The organism is Pantoea anthophila (genome assembly GCF_026104315.1).
Taxonomy (GTDB): Bacteria; Pseudomonadota; Gammaproteobacteria; order Enterobacterales; family Enterobacteriaceae; genus Pantoea; species Pantoea anthophila.
In genome coordinates this window covers 2,442,861-2,459,366 of sequence record NZ_CP110473.1, presented here as the reverse complement: position 1 = coordinate 2,459,366, position 16,506 = coordinate 2,442,861, and the positions used below count along the sequence as shown (strand labels likewise).

18 protein-coding genes are annotated in these 16,506 nt (G+C 56.6%); 16 read left to right on the top strand and 2 right to left on the bottom strand.

Annotated elements, in window-relative coordinates:
* Position 1: 1 nt before the first annotated feature.
* From fabD to ptsG, 10 genes are all read left to right on the top strand, one after another.
* Positions 2 to 934, top strand: coding sequence for an ACP S-malonyltransferase (gene fabD, locus OJ965_RS13905; RefSeq protein ID WP_009090863.1), 933 nt, complete (start codon positions 2 to 4; stop codon positions 932 to 934).
* A 10-nt stretch (positions 935 to 944) separates the two neighbouring features.
* Positions 945 to 1,679, top strand: coding sequence for a 3-oxoacyl-ACP reductase FabG (fabG, locus tag OJ965_RS13900; protein ID WP_009090862.1), 735 nt, complete (start codon positions 945 to 947; stop codon positions 1,677 to 1,679).
* 154 nt (positions 1,680 to 1,833) lie between these two features.
* Positions 1,834 to 2,070 (top strand): acyl carrier protein, encoded by a 237-nt coding sequence (acpP, locus tag OJ965_RS13895; protein WP_003849865.1) that lies wholly within the window; start codon positions 1,834 to 1,836, stop codon positions 2,068 to 2,070.
* Positions 2,071 to 2,154: 84 nt separating this feature from the next.
* Positions 2,155 to 3,396: a beta-ketoacyl-ACP synthase II gene (fabF, locus tag OJ965_RS13890; RefSeq protein ID WP_265136415.1), complete on the top strand. Its 1,242-nt coding sequence runs from the start codon at positions 2,155 to 2,157 to the stop codon at positions 3,394 to 3,396.
* Positions 3,397 to 3,487: 91 nt separating this feature from the next.
* Complete coding sequence (gene pabC / locus OJ965_RS13885; protein ID WP_009090860.1) at positions 3,488 to 4,303, top strand: aminodeoxychorismate lyase; 816 nt, start codon at positions 3,488 to 3,490, stop codon at positions 4,301 to 4,303.
* A complete protein-coding gene (mltG, locus tag OJ965_RS13880) occupies positions 4,300 to 5,319 on the top strand; it encodes an endolytic transglycosylase MltG (RefSeq protein ID WP_046101601.1) in 1,020 nt (339 codons plus the stop codon). The genes pabC and mltG overlap by 4 nt, the downstream gene beginning before the upstream one ends.
* Positions 5,309 to 5,941 (top strand): dTMP kinase, encoded by a 633-nt coding sequence (gene tmk / locus OJ965_RS13875; RefSeq protein WP_009090858.1) that lies wholly within the window; start codon positions 5,309 to 5,311, stop codon positions 5,939 to 5,941. Before mltG ends, tmk begins: the two co-directional genes overlap by 11 nt.
* Positions 5,941 to 6,930 (top strand): DNA polymerase III subunit delta', encoded by a 990-nt coding sequence (holB, locus tag OJ965_RS13870; RefSeq protein WP_265139279.1) that lies wholly within the window; start codon positions 5,941 to 5,943, stop codon positions 6,928 to 6,930. The genes tmk and holB overlap by 1 nt, the downstream gene beginning before the upstream one ends.
* Before the next feature lie 18 nt (positions 6,931 to 6,948).
* Entirely contained in the window at positions 6,949 to 7,740 is a 792-nt protein-coding gene (locus tag OJ965_RS13865; protein WP_111207925.1) for a metal-dependent hydrolase, read from the top strand.
* A gap of 292 nt (positions 7,741 to 8,032) precedes the next feature.
* Positions 8,033 to 9,469 carry a PTS glucose transporter subunit IIBC gene (ptsG, locus tag OJ965_RS13860; RefSeq protein WP_009090856.1) on the top strand — a complete coding sequence of 479 codons (1,437 nt, stop codon included), beginning with the start codon at positions 8,033 to 8,035 and terminating at the stop codon, positions 9,467 to 9,469.
* A gap of 54 nt (positions 9,470 to 9,523) precedes the next feature.
* Here ptsG and bglB read toward each other — a convergent pair whose 3' ends face one another.
* Both bglB and OJ965_RS13850 read right to left on the bottom strand, forming a co-directional pair.
* Positions 9,524 to 10,663: a beta-galactosidase BglB gene (bglB, locus tag OJ965_RS13855; RefSeq protein WP_154927850.1), complete on the bottom strand. Its 1,140-nt coding sequence runs from the start codon at positions 10,661 to 10,663 to the stop codon at positions 9,524 to 9,526.
* Positions 10,660 to 12,261, bottom strand: a complete 1,602-nt coding sequence (locus tag OJ965_RS13850; protein WP_154927849.1) for an MFS transporter — start codon at positions 12,259 to 12,261, stop codon at positions 10,660 to 10,662. Before OJ965_RS13850 ends, bglB begins: the two co-directional genes overlap by 4 nt.
* Before the next feature lie 359 nt (positions 12,262 to 12,620).
* Here OJ965_RS13850 and hinT point away from each other — a divergent pair, with 359 nt between their 5' ends.
* The 6 genes from hinT to ycfP are packed head-to-tail and all read left to right on the top strand — an operon-like array spanning position 12,621 to position 16,433.
* On the top strand, positions 12,621 to 12,971 hold the full coding sequence (gene hinT, locus OJ965_RS13845) for a purine nucleoside phosphoramidase (protein WP_009090851.1): 351 nt from the start codon (positions 12,621 to 12,623) through the stop codon (positions 12,969 to 12,971).
* Positions 12,972 to 12,991: 20 nt separating this feature from the next.
* Positions 12,992 to 13,360, top strand: coding sequence for a YcfL family putative periplasmic lipoprotein (locus tag OJ965_RS13840; protein ID WP_009090849.1), 369 nt, complete (start codon positions 12,992 to 12,994; stop codon positions 13,358 to 13,360).
* An 11-nt stretch (positions 13,361 to 13,371) separates the two neighbouring features.
* Positions 13,372 to 13,971, top strand: a complete 600-nt coding sequence (lpoB, locus tag OJ965_RS13835) for a penicillin-binding protein activator LpoB (protein WP_009090848.1) — start codon at positions 13,372 to 13,374, stop codon at positions 13,969 to 13,971.
* Positions 13,972 to 13,987: 16 nt separating this feature from the next.
* On the top strand, positions 13,988 to 14,770 hold the full coding sequence (thiK, locus tag OJ965_RS13830) for a thiamine kinase (RefSeq protein WP_111207939.1): 783 nt from the start codon (positions 13,988 to 13,990) through the stop codon (positions 14,768 to 14,770).
* Between the two features lie 39 nt (positions 14,771 to 14,809).
* Positions 14,810 to 15,850 carry a beta-N-acetylhexosaminidase gene (gene nagZ, locus OJ965_RS13825; protein ID WP_033736334.1) on the top strand — a complete coding sequence of 347 codons (1,041 nt, stop codon included), beginning with the start codon at positions 14,810 to 14,812 and terminating at the stop codon, positions 15,848 to 15,850.
* 40 nt (positions 15,851 to 15,890) lie between these two features.
* Entirely contained in the window at positions 15,891 to 16,433 is a 543-nt protein-coding gene (gene ycfP / locus OJ965_RS13820) for an alpha/beta hydrolase YcfP (RefSeq protein ID WP_046101607.1), read from the top strand.
* Positions 16,434 to 16,506 lie beyond the last annotated feature (73 nt).

Below are 16,506 nucleotides of genomic sequence, written 5' to 3'. Positions count from 1 at the left end.
GATGACGCAAATTGCATTTGTTTTTCCCGGTCAGGGTTCACAGACCGTGGGCATGCTGGCTGAATTAGCAGCCACTTATCCGCAGGTTGAAGAGACCTTCCGTGAGGCTTCTGACGCGCTGGGATACGATCTGTGGCAGTTAGTCAGTCAGGGTCCGGCTGAAGAGCTGAATAAAACCTGGCAGACTCAGCCAGCCCTGCTGGCCGCCTCCGTGGCTATCTATCGTGTCTGGCAGGCGCAGGGCGGCGAACAGCCCGTTCTGATGGCTGGTCACAGCCTGGGCGAGTACTCGGCACTGGTGTGTGCAGGCGTGCTCAACTTCGCTGACGCGGTGAAACTGGTTGAGCTGCGCGGCAAACTGATGCAGGAAGCGGTGCCGGAAGGCACGGGCGCAATGCAGGCGATTATTGGCCTGGATGACGCCGCTATCCGTCAGGCCTGTGAAGAGAGTGCTCAGGGCCAGGTTGTTTCGCCGGTAAACTTCAACTCGCCAGGCCAGGTGGTCATTGCGGGTAACAAAGAAGCCGTTGAACGTGCAGGCGCTGCCTGTAAAGCAGCGGGTGCCAAGCGTGCCTTACCGCTGCCGGTCAGCGTGCCTTCCCACTGCGCACTGATGAAGCCTGCTGCCGACAAACTGGCGGTGGCGCTTGAAGGCATAACGTTTAATACGCCAGCGGTGCCGGTCATTAATAATGTCGATGTCAAAGCAGAATCCGATGCGTCGGCTATCCGCCATGCGCTGGTTCGTCAGCTTTACAGCCCGGTTCGCTGGACCGAGAGCGTGGAAGCGATGGCAGCACAGGGCGTGACACACCTGCTGGAGATGGGTCCGGGCAAAGTCCTGACCGGTCTGACCAAACGCATTGTCGATACCCTGACCGCTGCTGCCGTGAACGATACGGCTTCACTGAACGCTGCACTCGGAAAGGAATAAGAGGAAAATCATGAGCTTTGAAGGTAAAGTTGCGCTGGTTACCGGCGCGAGTCGCGGCATTGGTCGTGCGATTGCAGAAACCCTGGTGGCACGCGGTGCCAGAGTCGTCGGAACTGCAACCAGCCAGAGTGGCGCCGACGCCATCAGTGCTTACCTTGGCGACAAGGGTAAAGGCCTGTTACTGAATGTGACTGACGCTGACTCCATTAACAGCGTTTTAGAGAATATTCGCGCTGAATTTGGCGAAGTGGATATTTTAGTCAATAATGCAGGCATTACGCGTGACAATCTTCTCATGCGCATGAAGGACGATGAGTGGCAGGATATCCTGGATACTAACCTCACATCGGTATTCCGCCTTTCTAAGGCGGTTCTGCGTGCCATGATGAAAAAGCGCGTGGGCCGTATCATCACCATTGGTTCCGTTGTCGGCACCATGGGTAACGCGGGCCAGGCAAACTACGCAGCAGCAAAAGCGGGTTTGATTGGCTTTAGCAAATCACTGGCGCGCGAAATCGCGTCACGTGGCATTACCGTCAACGTCGTGGCTCCAGGCTTTATTGAGACTGACATGACGCGGGCACTGAACGAAGATCAACGTTCCGGTATTTTGGCGGAAGTGCCAGCGGGTCGCTTAGGCGAAGCGCAGGAAATCGCCAATGCTGTGGCATTTTTAGCCTCTGACGAAGCAGCCTACATCACAGGTGAAACGCTGCACGTCAATGGCGGAATGTACATGGTCTGATAAATCACGAAATCATTTGCATTATTTGCGGTTAAAACCGCAAAATAACGCAAAATCGTGGTTAGACCAGCCGGGATTTTGTTGCATCTTTTTCACCATTTTATACACTACGAAAACCATCGCGAAAGCGAGTTTTGATAGGAAATTAAATAGTATGAGCGATATCGAACAACGCGTTAAGAAAATCATCAGTGAGCAGCTGGGTGTGAAAGAGGAAGAAGTCACCAACTCTGCATCTTTCGTAGAAGACCTGGGTGCCGATTCTCTTGATACCGTTGAGCTGGTGATGGCTCTGGAAGAAGAGTTTGATACTGAGATTCCAGACGAAGAAGCTGAGAAAATCACTACCGTTCAGGCAGCGATCGACTACATCAATAGCCATAAAGGCTAATGAATATCTTCAGGCGGTCGCTCGACCGCCTGATTTTTTTGTTTGTCCCACATAGTTCCTATTTCCCCTCCCTGGAGGACGAACGTGTCTAAGCGTCGTGTAGTTGTGACTGGTCTTGGCATGTTGTCTCCTGTCGGCAATACCGTAGAGTCTACCTGGAGTGCTCTCCTTGCCGGTCAGAGCGGCATTACCCTGATCGACCATTTTGATACCAGTGCTTATGCAACGCGTTTTGCAGGTCTGGTAAGAGATTTTAATTGTGATGATTTCATCTCGCGCAAAGATCAGCGCAAGATGGACGAATTCATCCAATACGGCATCGTGGCTGGTATTCAGGCCATGCAGGACAGCGGTCTGGTTGTGACCGAGGAAAATGCAGGCCGTATGGGCGCAGCGATTGGCTCCGGCATCGGTGGCCTGGGTCTGATTGAAGAGAATCATACTTCCCTAATCAACGGCGGCCCGCGCAAAATCAGTCCATTCTTTGTGCCTTCAACCATCGTTAACATGGTGGCGGGTCATCTCACCATCATGTATGGCCTGAAAGGTCCGAGCATCTCTATTGCGACAGCCTGTACTTCTGGCGTCCATAACATCGGTCATGCTGCACGTATCATCGCCTATAACGATGCTGACGTGATGCTGGCAGGTGGCACAGAGAAAGCCAGTACGCCATTGGGCGTGGGCGGTTTTGGTGCTGCACGTGCGCTCTCAACCCGTAACGACAACCCGCAGGCGGCAAGCCGTCCGTGGGATAAAGATCGGGATGGTTTTGTGCTGGGCGACGGTGCCGGTATCGTGGTGCTGGAAGAGTACGAACACGCGAAAAAACGCGGCGCGAAAATCTATGCAGAAATCGTCGGTTTCGGCATGAGCAGCGACGCTTATCACATGACATCACCACCGGAAAACGGTTCAGGTGCGGCGGCAGCGATGGTCAACGCGCTGCGTGACGCTCAGCTGGATCCGGCGCAGATCGGCTACGTCAACGCGCACGGCACGTCAACGCCGGCCGGTGACAAAGCGGAAGCGCAGGCAGTGAAATCCGTGTTTGGTGCGGCGGCACAGAGCGTGATGGTCAGCTCGACTAAGTCGATGACCGGTCACCTGCTGGGTGCGGCAGGCGCGGTGGAGGCGATCTACTCGATTCTGGCGCTGCGCGATCAGGCGATTCCACCGACCATCAACCTCGACAATCCGGATGAAGGCTGCGATCTCGACTTCGTGCCTCATACCGCACGTCAGGTTACCGGCCTGGAATACACGCTGTGTAACTCCTTTGGCTTTGGCGGAACCAACGGTTCGTTGATTTTCCGTAAAGTGTAATCGGTGTTGATGCGTAAAAAGGCCCGCGATGCGGGCCTTTTTTTATCCTGCAGAATGCGCTGAAATCACACGTCATCCCCGGGAGAGAACGATGTGGATTAACGGTATCAAACAATCAACGCTGGCAGCCAGCGACCGTGGCCTGCAGTTTGGCGATGGCTGCTTTACCACCGCGGCTGTGCGACAGGGTAACATTCTGCTGCTGGAGAACCACCTTCAGCGGCTCAGGCAGGGCTGCGAACGGTTATGGATCGGCGGCACTGACTGGCTTCAGCTTGAGGCTGAGATGAAACAGGCCGCGCAGGGGCAGGAGCAGGCCGTTCTGAAAGTGATTATCAGCGCCGGTAGCGGCGGACGCGGATACAGCCGGCAGGGCTGCGCCGAACCCACACGGATTGTTTCGCTCGCGCCCTGGCCGCACCATTACGCTACGTTGCAGCAGCGCGGTGTGTCTCTCAGCCTCAGTCCGGTTCGTCTGGCGCGTAATCCTCTGTTTGCCGGTATCAAACATCTTAATCGCCTGGAGCAGGTGCTGATCAGGGCTCATCTTGACCAGACAGACGCCGACGAGGCGCTGGTGCTTGACACTGAAGGTTGGGTGGTGGAATGCTGTGCGGCCAATTTATTCTGGCGTCACGGCACGCAGATTTACACCCCCGATCTGTCAGAATCGGGTGTGGATGGCATTATGCGGCGGAGTCTGATGGCACAACTCGCGGCGGCAGGTCAGGCTTGCCAGGTCATAAAAAGCGAACCGGCGCAGCTGCTGGACGCCGATGAAGTGGTGATATGTAATGCGCTGATGCCGGTTCTGCCGGTCCGACAGATAGAAGCGTCGCACTTTACTGAACGCTCGCTGTTTAATCAGTTGCTCGCAAGCTGTGAAAAGATAATGGATGCATCATGAGTCGAAGCAAAAAAATTCTCGCCGCTCTGCTGGCGATAGTGGGTCTCGCCGCGGTTGTCAGTTACTGGCAGGTTAAGCAGTTTGCGGCCACCCCTTTAACACTGCATCAGGAAACGATCTACACTCTGCCTGCCGGTACGGGGCGGGTGGCGCTCGAAGCGCAGCTGGAAGAGCAGAAGATCATACCTGAAAGCATCTGGTTCGGTGCGCTGCTGAAGCTGGAGCCGGAACTGGCGACGTTTAAGGCGGGAACCTATCGCCTTGAGCCGACCATGACGGTGCGTTCGCTGTTACAGCTGCTGGCCAGCGGTAAAGAAGCACAGTTCCCGTTGCGGTTCGTGGAAGGTCAGCGACTGAAAGAGTGGCTGAGTGAACTGCGCAAGGCTCCCTATATCCGGCATACCCTGAAAGACGATCAGTTCGCTACCGTTGCCAGCGCGCTTAACGTGCCAGCGGATCAGCTGGAGGGCAACTTTTTCCCCGATACCTGGCTCTACACGGCGAACACCACCGATGTTTCGCTGCTGCAGCGTGCACATGAACGCATGAAAAAAACCATTGAGGAAGTGTGGCAGGGCCGGGCAGACAATCTGCCCTATAAAACGCCGCAGGATCTGGTCACGATGGCCTCTATTATTGAAAAAGAGACCGCCGTCAGCGCCGAGCGTGCGCGGGTTGCGTCGGTCTTTATCAATCGTCTGCGCACCGGGATGCGCCTCCAGACCGATCCCACCGTGATCTATGGCATGGGCGACAGCTACACCGGTACGCTGACCCGCAAAGATCTGGAGACGGCCAGCAGTTACAATACCTATATGATTAATGGCCTGCCGCCTGGCCCGATCGCCATACCGGGTAAAGCCTCGCTGCAGGCAGCGGCCCATCCGGAAAAAACCAACTATCTCTACTTTGTGGCGGATGGCAAGGGCGGGCATACCTTTACCACGAATCTTGCCAGCCATAATAAGGCGGTGCAGGTCTACCGGCAGACGCTTAAGGAAAAAAATGGACAGTAAGTTTATCGTCATTGAAGGCCTGGAAGGCGCCGGAAAAACCACCGCGCGCGACGCTATCGTCGCCACGCTGCGCGCCCGGGGCATCACCGATCTGGTCTTTACCCGGGAGCCGGGCGGAACGCCGCTGGCGGAACAGCTGCGGGTGCTGGTCAAGCAGGGGATTGAGGGTGAACAGGTTACCGATAAAGCGGAACTGCTGATGCTCTACGCTGCTCGGGTTCAGCTGGTGGAAACCGTGATCAAACCGGCGCTGGCGCGCGGGGCCTGGGTGATCGGCGATCGTCACGATCTCTCCTCTCAGGCTTATCAGGGGGGCGGACGGGGACTCGACAGCGATCTGATGCAGACGCTGCGCAGTGCGGTACTCGGCGACTTCCGTCCCGATCTGACGCTCTATCTGGATGTGACACCTGAGATCGGTCTGCAGCGCGCCCGGGCACGCGGTGAACTGGACCGCATTGAGCAGGAGTCGCTGCGCTTCTTCGAACGCACCCGGGCGCGCTACCTGGCGCTGGCAGCCGCGGATCCGGCCATCCTCACGATTGATGCCACACAGGCGCTGCCTGATGTGACAGCGTCACTTCAGGCAGCGCTGGATACGTGGCTGGCGGAGCAGGCGTGATGAACTGGTATCCGTGGCTGAACCAGCCTTATCGCCAGATCATCAGCCAGCATCAGGAGAATCGCGCTCACCATGCGCTGATGATCCATGCGATGACGGGCATGGGCGATGAGGCGCTGGTCTGGGGAATGAGCCGCTGGCTGATGTGTCAGCAGCCGGATGGCCTGAAAAGTTGCGGCCAGTGCCACGGTTGCCAGCTGATGCAGGCCAATACGCACCCGGACTGGTACCGGCTTGAGGCGGAGAAAGGTAAATCCACGCTGGGCATTGATGCAGTGCGGCAGGTGACTGAAAAAATGTACCACTTTGGTCAGCAGGGGGGTGCAAAAGTCGTCTGGCTGCCGGATGCGGCACAGCTTTCGGAAGCGGCGGCCAACGCCCTGCTGAAAACGCTGGAAGAGCCCCCCGCTAACAGCTGGTTCTTCCTCAGCAGCCGCGATCCGTCACGGCTGCTGGCAACGCTGCGCAGTCGCTGCACGACGCTGCACCTGACGCCACCGGATGAAGGGCAGAGCCTGATCTGGCTGAAGAAGCATGCCTCACAGGATGAAGCGATGCTGCTGGCGGCGTTACGCCTGAGCGCGGGCGCGCCTGGTGCGGCGCTGAGCCTGCTGGACACCGGGCCATGGCAGGCCAGACAGAAGCTCTGCGACGCGCTGCCTGCGGCGTTGCAGCATGACATCCTGCAACTGCTGCCTGTGCTGAATGCAGACGATGCGGCAGCACGCATTGGCTGGCTGATTTCATTACTGCTGGACGCCATGAAATGGCAGCAGAATGCGGAGCAGTGGCTGAGCAACATCGATCGTCAGGATGTGGTGGCCTTACTGGCCAGCCACTTTTCAGCCAGCGCGCTCAACAACACGGCCCGGACCTGGATGCGCTGCCGTGAACAGCTACTGCATGTGGCGTCAGTCAACCGTGAATTATTGCTGACCGATCAGCTCCTGAGCTGGGCAGATAACCAGAAGCCCGCCCTGATCGGCTAAATCACTCTGAGAGTCTTTATGTTTATTGTCGATTCCCATTGCCATCTTGATGGCCTGGATTATGAAAAGAACCACCGTGACCTGGATGATGTGCTCGCCAAAGCGGCGGCGCGTGATGTGAAATTTATGCTGGCTATCGCCACCACGCTGCCGGGTTTTCATACCCTGAAGCAGCTGGTGGGGGAACGAAAAAACATTGCGCTCTCCTGCGGCGTTCATCCGCTGAATCAGGAAGAGGCGTACGATGTTGAGGAGTTTCGCCGGCTCGCTGCCGATCCCCGCGTGGTCGCGCTGGGTGAAACCGGGCTGGATTATCACTACCAGCCTGAGACGCGGGAGCAGCAGCAGCGCTCGTTCCGGGAACATATCCGAACCGGTATTGCGCTGAACAAACCGATTATTGTTCACACCCGCGATGCGCGTGACGATACGCTGGCGATCCTGCGGGAAGAGCAGGTTGAGCGCTGTGGTGGCGTACTGCACTGCTTCACAGAGGATCAGCCTACCGCGGCTAAACTGCTGGATATGGGCTTCTACATCTCCTTCTCCGGTATCGTTACCTTCCGTAATGCCGAACAGTTACGTGAGGCGGCACGCTATGTACCGCTGGACCGGATGCTGGTCGAAACCGACTCCCCGTATCTGGCCCCGGTGCCTTATCGCGGCAAAGAGAACCAGCCCGCCTATACGCGCGACGTTGCCGACTATCTGGCCGTGCTGAAAGGTGTCGATATCGAAACGCTGGCGGAGGCGACCACCCGCAACTTCTCCACGCTGTTTCATATCCCGATGAGCCAGCTGGGTGCCTGAGTCGGCCGGTTTATTTCAGTCTCTGTAATTAATCTGCAATCTTCCCGAATGACCCTGTTTTTCTGAACAGGGTCAGTTTTTTATTGCGTGTTGCAGCGCTGAATTAATCAGAAATTTCGCAAATCATGCCGCTGTAATTGTTGAAACGTGATAGCCGTCAAAGTAAAAAATCGGTAATTATTTTACCCTTCGTAATAAATCAAAAGGCGGTTACCGCCACCCCGGTAAAGAATCCTCCCTCTTTACCATGCGCACTGCGCAAATATGCACTCATACTCAGGAGCTTCACGCTATGTTCAAAAATGCTTTTGCCAACCTTCAAAAGGTCGGTAAATCGCTGATGCTGCCGGTATCGGTTCTGCCGATTGCCGGGATTTTATTAGGGGTCGGTTCAGCTAATTTCAGCTGGTTACCTGCAGTAGTTTCGCATGTGATGGCAGAAGCGGGCGGCTCGGTGTTCGCCAATATGCCGCTGATTTTTGCGATTGGTGTGGCGCTGGGCTTTACCAACAATGACGGCGTTTCCGCACTGGCCGCTGTGGTCGCGTATGGCATCATGGTGAAAACCATGGCGGTCGTGGCGCCGCTGGTTCTGCATCTGCCGGCGGCAGAGATCGAGGCTAAACACCTCGCCGACACCGGGGTGCTGGGCGGAATTATCGCCGGCTCCATCGCCGCCTATATGTTTAACCGTTTTTACCGCATCAAGCTGCCTGAGTATCTGGGCTTCTTTGCCGGTAAGCGTTTTGTGCCGATTATCTCCGGCCTGGCGGCGATTGTGCTGGGCGTACTGCTCTCCTTCATCTGGCCACCGGTGGGTGCCGCGATTCAGGAGTTCTCGCAGTGGGCGGCCTATCAGAACCCGGTTGTGGCCTTTGGTATCTATGGTGTCGTAGAACGCGCTCTGGTGCCGTTTGGTCTGCATCACATCTGGAACGTGCCTTTCCAGATGCAGATTGGCGAGTACACCAACGCCGCAGGCCAGGTGTTCCACGGCGATATCCCACGCTACATGGCGGGTGACCCGACTGCCGGTAAACTCTCAGGCGGCTTCCTGTTCAAAATGTACGGCCTGCCGGCTGCTGCGATTGCTATCTGGCACTCCGCGAAACCTGAAAACCGTGCCAAAGTCGGCGGCATCATGATCTCTGCTGCGCTGACCTCGTTCCTGACCGGTATCACCGAACCGATTGAATTCTCATTCATGTTCGTGGCACCCATCCTGTATGTGATCCATGCCATTCTGGCGGGTCTGGCGTTCCCAATCTGTATCCTGCTGGGGATGCGTGATGGCACCAGCTTCTCGCACGGTCTGATCGACTTTATCGTGCTGAGCGGCAACAGCAGCAAAATCTGGCTGTTCCCGATTATCGGTATCATCTACGGTCTGGTGTACTACACCCTGTTCCGCGTACTGATTGTTAAGCTGAACCTGAAAACGCCTGGCCGTGAAGAGAGCAGCAGCAGCGAGCAATCTTCTGCGACCGGTACAGAGATGGCTGGCAAACTGGTTGCCGCGTTTGGCGGTAAAGAGAACATCACTAACCTGGATGCCTGTATCACTCGTCTGCGCGTCAGCGTGGCCGATGTGGCGAAAGTGGATCAGTCAGAACTGAAAAACCTCGGTGCCCGCGGCGTGGTGGTGGCCGGTTCAGGTGTGCAGGCCATTTTCGGCACCAAGTCCGATAACCTGAAAACCGATATGGATGATTACATCCGCAGCATGTAACGAGACACGCTGATGAGAAAGCCCCGCACTGCGGGGCTTTTTTTTTATTACCACTCAGAGGAAAACCCGCAGATACTCGGTCAGACAGAGCAGCGCCATTGCCTGGCCGTACGGCATTGAGGTCAGGGGAATGTTGCGGTAGTCATCGAGATCGCTGCTCATCGCGGTGCCAAACGAAACCTGTTTCAGCTCGCCATCATCATCAATGTTGGCAATCACACCACGCAGTGCTTTTTCAGCAACCTCACGATATTCAGCGGGCAGATAACGTTTACGGACGCCTTTCAGAATCCCATAGGCAAAGCCAGCCGTGGCAGAGGCTTCCGGATAACTGTGCGGGTCATCGAGCAGGGTGTGCCATAATCCACTGCTGTGCTGACAGGCGCTGAGTGCCCTGACCTGGCTTTCCAGCACCTGCTGCAGAAAACGGCGGGTGGCGTGATGCTCAGGCCAGTCCATCATCTCCAGAAAGTCGGGGATCACTATCGTCACCCAGCTGTTGCCACGGGCCCAGCGCGCATTCGCGAAGTGATGGCGGCCGTCAAAGTTCCAGCCGTGAAACCACAAACCGGTCCCGCGATCCATCAGATACTGGGTATGAAGCAGGAACTGATAAACCGCTTCCTCAATCCACGCGTCGCGCTTCAGCAGCTGCCCGATTTTGGCCAGCGCCATCACGCTCATCATGAGCGTATCGTCCCAGAGTTGCTGCCTGTTTTCGCTGTTATAGACAATGTGCTGCAGGCCACCCTGTTCGGTGCGCGGCATCTCATACATGACCCATTCCGCCCAGCGCTCAAGTACCGGCTTCCAGACCGGATTACCGGTCTCCTCATAGCGATAGGCCAGAGTCAGAAAAGGACAGACCGTATTGACATTTTTGGTCGGCGTGCCTTCCGCCAGCCGCTGCGAAAACCACGTATCGATAATCGACAGCGTCTGCTCATCACCGGTCTGCTGGTAGTAGTGCAGCATCCCATAGAGACCAATGCCGTGAGTCCACTCCCAGCCTGCCCAGCCTTTGGTATCAATCACCCGGCCATCATCCAGCCGCAGCAAAAATTCGCCGGTTTCATCGGTGATGTTAATCAGATTTTGTGTCAGCTTCTCAATCAGCTGTACCAGTTCACGGCGTGGCAGCAGATACTCAGGCTGGCGCAGCAGCGGACTCTGTTTAACGGGAAAGAGCATCATGATTTATTCCTGTTTAAGGTCGGGTTTAAAGAAGGGGAGATCAGAGAGGGGGCCGGGAGTTTGCCGGGAGCGGGCTTGTTACGATTGAGGAAGCCAATATTATTGTTACCCCACAGATTCTCATAGGGCAGGCCCGCCAGCGTTTCAACGATCCTGCGCGCGTCCGGGGTGATACTTTCCGGCACGATACGGCCCGCTTCACGCATTTTCTGCGTCTCCTGACGCAGCACAGTATGGGTCTGCAGATTCAGCCTGAAGCGCAGTGACACCATAAAGCCGCAGGCCAGAACGGCGACGGTGCCGATGCTCAGAATCGCCAGGATGGTGTGGCTGACCCCGGGTAACTGTGTCGACTGACCAGAGACAAAGCCCGAGAGTTGCAGAATGATGCCAACCAGCATTACCGCACCCGCCTGCGACGCTTTCCGCGTCAGCGTCATGATGCCGGCAAAAATCCCTTCTCGTCGCTGACCGGTGATCACCTCATCCACGTCGGCGATATAGGTGTAGGTGTTCCACGGCACATAATTGATGCCGCCACGTCCCAGCCCAGCCAGGGCAGAGACGGCGAGCAGCAGTGACATGTTGTCGTTCAGGCCGGCATACCACAATCCGGCATAGGAGAGCGCTGCCAGGGCGAACAGGAGAGCCACCATACGGTAGGCGGGCGCAGGACCAAGACGGATGCAAAGCGGGATCATCACCATCACCGCGATGAACTGCAGCACCGCCATCGTGCCCATCAGGCTTGAGGCGACCTGGGCGCTCTGCATCAGCACAAATACCACATACCAGGTGAAGACGGCGTTAAAGATATCCTGAGCGATATAGCCACCGAGATACATGCCCAGGTGCTGGCGGAAGATGCGGATGCGCAGGGTAGAGGCCAGCTCAACGTAGAGCCGTTTCAGGCTCTGCCGGAGCGTCAGTTGCTGTTTTTCCAGCCCGGCCCGGCGCGACTCCGCGGAAAAATCATCAGGATGACGCTCCCAGGTAAAACACCACACCAGTGTCAGCACCAGCGCACAGATGACGGAGAAGACCAGACTGGCGTAGAAAAAGGAGAGAGGGTTATCTTTCCCCAGCCAGCCCAGCAAAAGGCCAGGCAAAAACGCTGCCAGTATGGCCGACAGCTGTGCCAGCCCGATGCGTGCACCGGAGAAGTGCGTTTTTTCTCTGAAATCGTCCGTCATTTCCGGGACCAGCGTTTCATAGGGCACCAGGATCATGGTGTAGACGATGTCAAACAGCAGATAAGTGGAGAGATACCACCAGAAACTCATGTCGCTGACCCACATCAGGCTGTAACTGAACACCGCGGGAATGCCGAGCAGGATAAAGAATTTGCGGCGGCCAAAGCGTTTACCCAGTCGGGTAGAGCCGAAGTTATCGGTGATAAACCCCATCAGCGGACTGACTATCGCATCCAGAACGCGGGCGGCGGCGAAAATCAGGGTGGCCTGAATCGGGGTCAATCCACAAAAGGTGGTGTAAAAATAGAGCAACCAGGCGGCAGTCAGTGCCGTCGTGCCGGCTCCAAGAAAATCTCCAGAACCATAGGCCAGATAGTGGCCCGGACCAATTTTACGTGAGCGCATAGCAGAGGCTCCTTGAGGTTGTATGGCGGTTAACTCTGGTGACGCCGGACATCTCAACCGGACTGGTTAGCAAAGTAGAACTGACCGGAGGGGTAAACCTTCGCGATTTGGCAAGGGATGGCGCCAGAATGGCAACCAGATGAAGAAAAGGGGGGCGAAACTCTTATTTATGAAACAGCGTTTCATTTTTATAATGAGGCGGTGGTCAGTAGGACCAGCAAAACGGCATACTGGCCAGGAAGATAGCGCGCTGCTACAAAGGCAGGCTAACAAAACAAGAAAAGTGGCACCGAGGTTGAAAGAAAACAAATTTCTCCCTCATACTGCTTGATTACGACTCATGCTAAAGGAATTGCACCATGGCTGAAGAAACCATTTTTAGTAAAATTATCCGCCGCGAAATCCCCGCTGATGTGGTTTATCAGGATGAGCTGGTCACTGCCTTCCGCGACATTTCGCCCAAAGCCCCGACCCATATCCTGATCGTGCCGAATGTACTTATCCCGACGGTTAACGAGGCGGAAGCGGCGCATGAGCATGCGCTGGGCCGCATGTTCACCACCGCGGCGAAAATCGCCCGTCAGGAAGGCATCGATCAGAATGGTTATCGGCTGATTGTGAACTGCAATCAACATGGGGGTCAGGAGGTTTATCATATTCACATGCATCTGCTGGGTGGCGAACCGCTGGGCCCGATGCTTTCAAACTGAACTGACAACGGAAACGTGCTATGCGATCCTGGCTGACTGGCCTGCCGATCCTGCTCTGCCTGACGGCCTGTAGCAGTGATAAACCGATGATCAATACCTCGCAGTCGCTGGTGATGGAGTCCTCTGTGCTGTCGGCAGGGATCATCACCGATGAGCCGACGCTGGATGAGAACGATGGACTGAAACGCGCCACCAGCGTGCTCTATAATCAGCGCGAAACCCCGGTCATTGTGCACTATCGTTACTACTGGTATGACGACAAGGGGCTGGAAATCACCCCGCAGGAACCGGCGCAGACCGTCACCGTTCCGGCACAGGGGAGCATTGTCGCCACATCGCAACTGGGTAACCTGACTGCCAGCAAGGTTCGTCTCTATCTCTATCTTTAAGGATTTTCGACGTGATACGCAGTATTAATCGTACCGGAGCGCTCCTGATGGCGCTCATTCTCACCGGCTGTGTCGTGAAGCAGCAGCAGCCCGCCACGGTTGAACCGACCCAGCCTTCTGAGCCGGTGCAGCCCGTTCCGCAACCTGAACCGGTGCCGCAACCGCAGCCACAGCCGGTGCCGCAGCCACCGAAGCTGGTGACGATCAACTGGGACGCCAGCGTTCAGCCGCTGGTGGCGCAGATGCTGCAGGCGACCAGCGCCGAGCCAGGCAGCGTGCTGCTGGTGGATCGGATTAAAAACAGCACCAACGGATCGCTGCAAAGCGAGAAAGCCACAGCGGCGATCCAGAATGCGCTGAACAACAACGGCAAATTCACTCTGGTTTCAGCCGATCAACTGGCACAGGCCAAGCAGGCGCTGGGTTTGTCACCGGATGACAGCCTGAACTCGCGCAGTAAAGCGATTGGCCTGGCACGCAATGTTAACGCGCAGTATGTGCTTTACAGCAATGCACGCGGCGATGTGAAAGCGCCGACCCTGCAGATGCAGCTGATGCTGGTGCAGACCGGCGAAATCATCTGGTCTGGCAACGGCATTGCACAGCATTGATTCCGCATTTTCGCGGATGATTCATCAGGTCACCGGCGAGCCAGAGAGGACGACATCGCTTCCGCTCGCCGGGCTGACCGGGCACAGTCAGAAAATCGTCAGCCCGCGTGGTCTCTTTATCGCGCGGGCGGCACCTCAGCCGCCGATTCCCTTTGTTGACCGGCAGCGTGAGTTTCGTCTGTTACGAAAACTGCGCGCCAGCGGAGTGGCCCCTCAGCCCGTTGCAGGCCACCGGCAGGGGAATGTGCTGAGCTGGTGTCCTGGCGAGGCGCTGGATGAACAGCGCTTCAGCCAGCAGCGTCCGCAGATTGTCACTCTGCTGCAACAGCTGCACCAGCAGCCGCTGACCGGCTACCGCCTGTCGCTGCTGCCGCTGCTCTGGCGGTACTGGCAACAGGTTCCTCAGCGCAATCATCGCTGGCTGCGGGCGCTCCGGCGGCTGACGCAGCAGGGCGAACCTCAGCCGCTGAGGCTGGCACCGCTGCACATGGACGTGCATGCCGGGAATATTATCCAGGGTGAGACAGGGCTGCATCTGATTGACTGGGAATATGCCGCGGATGGTGATGTGGCGCTGGAGCTGGCCGCACTCTGCGCCAGCGATCCGCAAAACCAGGCCGACTGGCTGGCCGACTATGCTGCGGCAATGCGGCTGCCGCCTGATGCCCTGGTAAAGCAGGTCAGACGCTGGCAGCCCTGGCTGCGGTTACTGATAGCCAGCTGGTATCAGCTCCGTGCCGCTCAGTGTGACGATGAAGCACTACAACAGATGGCTCGACAGAGCTGGCAACAGATTTAATCGCGTCACGCAGAGGCGTAACGCTACAGGATTCAGGTTATGAAATCACATTTACCCGGCCCACTGATGCTCGACGTTGAGGGTTATGAACTGGATGGCGAAGAGCGCGACATCCTGCAGCATCCGTTGGTCGGCGGTTTGATATTATTTGCCCGCAATTATCACGATCCCGCTCAGTTGGCCGAGCTGGTGCGCCAGATTCGCGCCGCCTCGCACACCCGGCTGGTGGTTGCGGTGGATCAGGAGGGGGGGCGCGTGCAGCGATTCCGCGACGGCTTCACCCAACTGCCCGCCATGCAATCTTTTGCCGCCCTTCACGACGCAGAGCGCGCCGGTGAGATGGCACAGCAGGCAGGATGGCAGATGGCGGCAGAGATGATCGCGATGGACATCGACATCAGCTTCGCGCCGGTGCTTGATGTGGGTCATATCAGCGCCGCGATTGGCGACCGTGCTTTCCATGACGATCCGGCTATCGCGCTTGCCGTCGCCCGTCGTTTTATCGCCGGGATGCATGAGGCGGGCATGAAAACCACCGGGAAACATTTTCCGGGGCATGGTGCGGTCAGTGCCGATTCGCACAAAGAGACCCCGCGCGATCCGCGCGATGAAAAAACGCTGCGTGAACATGACATGGCGATCTTCAGCCAGCTGATAACCGAGCAGGCGCTGGATGCCATTATGCCCGCGCATGTCATCTACACCGACGTGGACCCGCTGCCTGCCAGTGGTTCGCCTTACTGGCTGAAAACCGTCCTGCGCGGGCAGCTGGGCTTCAACGGGGTGATTTTCTCCGACGATCTCTCGATGGAGGGCGCCGCGGTCATGGGCAGCTATCCTGAGCGGGCACAGCAGTCTCTCTCTGCCGGTTGCGACATGATTCTGGTCTGTAATCAGCGTCAGGGGGCTATCAGTGTGCTCGATAACCTGATCCCGGTCGGGTCAGAGCGGGTAACGCAGCTGTATCATCAGGGCAGATTGACCCGCGATGCGCTGCAGGCAACGTCTCGCTGGAAAGAGAATGCCCGGCAACTGAGTGCACTTCAGGAACGCTGGCTGGCTCATAAAGCGTCGTGGTAAGGAGGGATTGCCCGGCGCTATCGATACCTTGAGGATTAACATGATCATCTATCTGCACGGTTTTGATTCAAACAGTCCAGGCAATCACGAAAAAGTGCTGCAACTGCAGTTTATCGACCCTGACGTCAGGTTGATCAGTTACAGCACCCGCCATCCTAAACATGACATGCAGTTTCTGCTGAAAGAGACGGACAAAATGCTGACCCTGTCCGACGATGACCGTCCGCTGATTTGCGGTGTCGGGCTGGGCGGCTACTGGTCAGAACGCATCGGATTTTTATGTGGCATCCGGCAGGCGATCTTCAACCCTAACCTTTTCCCGCAGGAGAACATGGAGGGGAAGATCGACCGGCCAGAGGAGTATCAGGATATCGCCACGAAATGCGTCAGTGACTTTCGCGAGCGTAACCGCGATCGCTGCCTGACTTTTCTTTCCCGTCAGGATGAGGCGCTGGATACGCAGCGCATCGCCAGTGAGCTGCATCCCTTTTATCAGATTGTCTGGGACGAGACGGAAGGGCACAAATTCAAAAATATATCCCCACACCTTCAGCGGATAAAAGCCTTTAAAACAGCAGGTTAAGCAGAGCAGGCACCGCAGGGTGCCTGTTTTCATTGCGTAATTCTCTGAGTTTTATTCGTCTTCTTTGATGTAT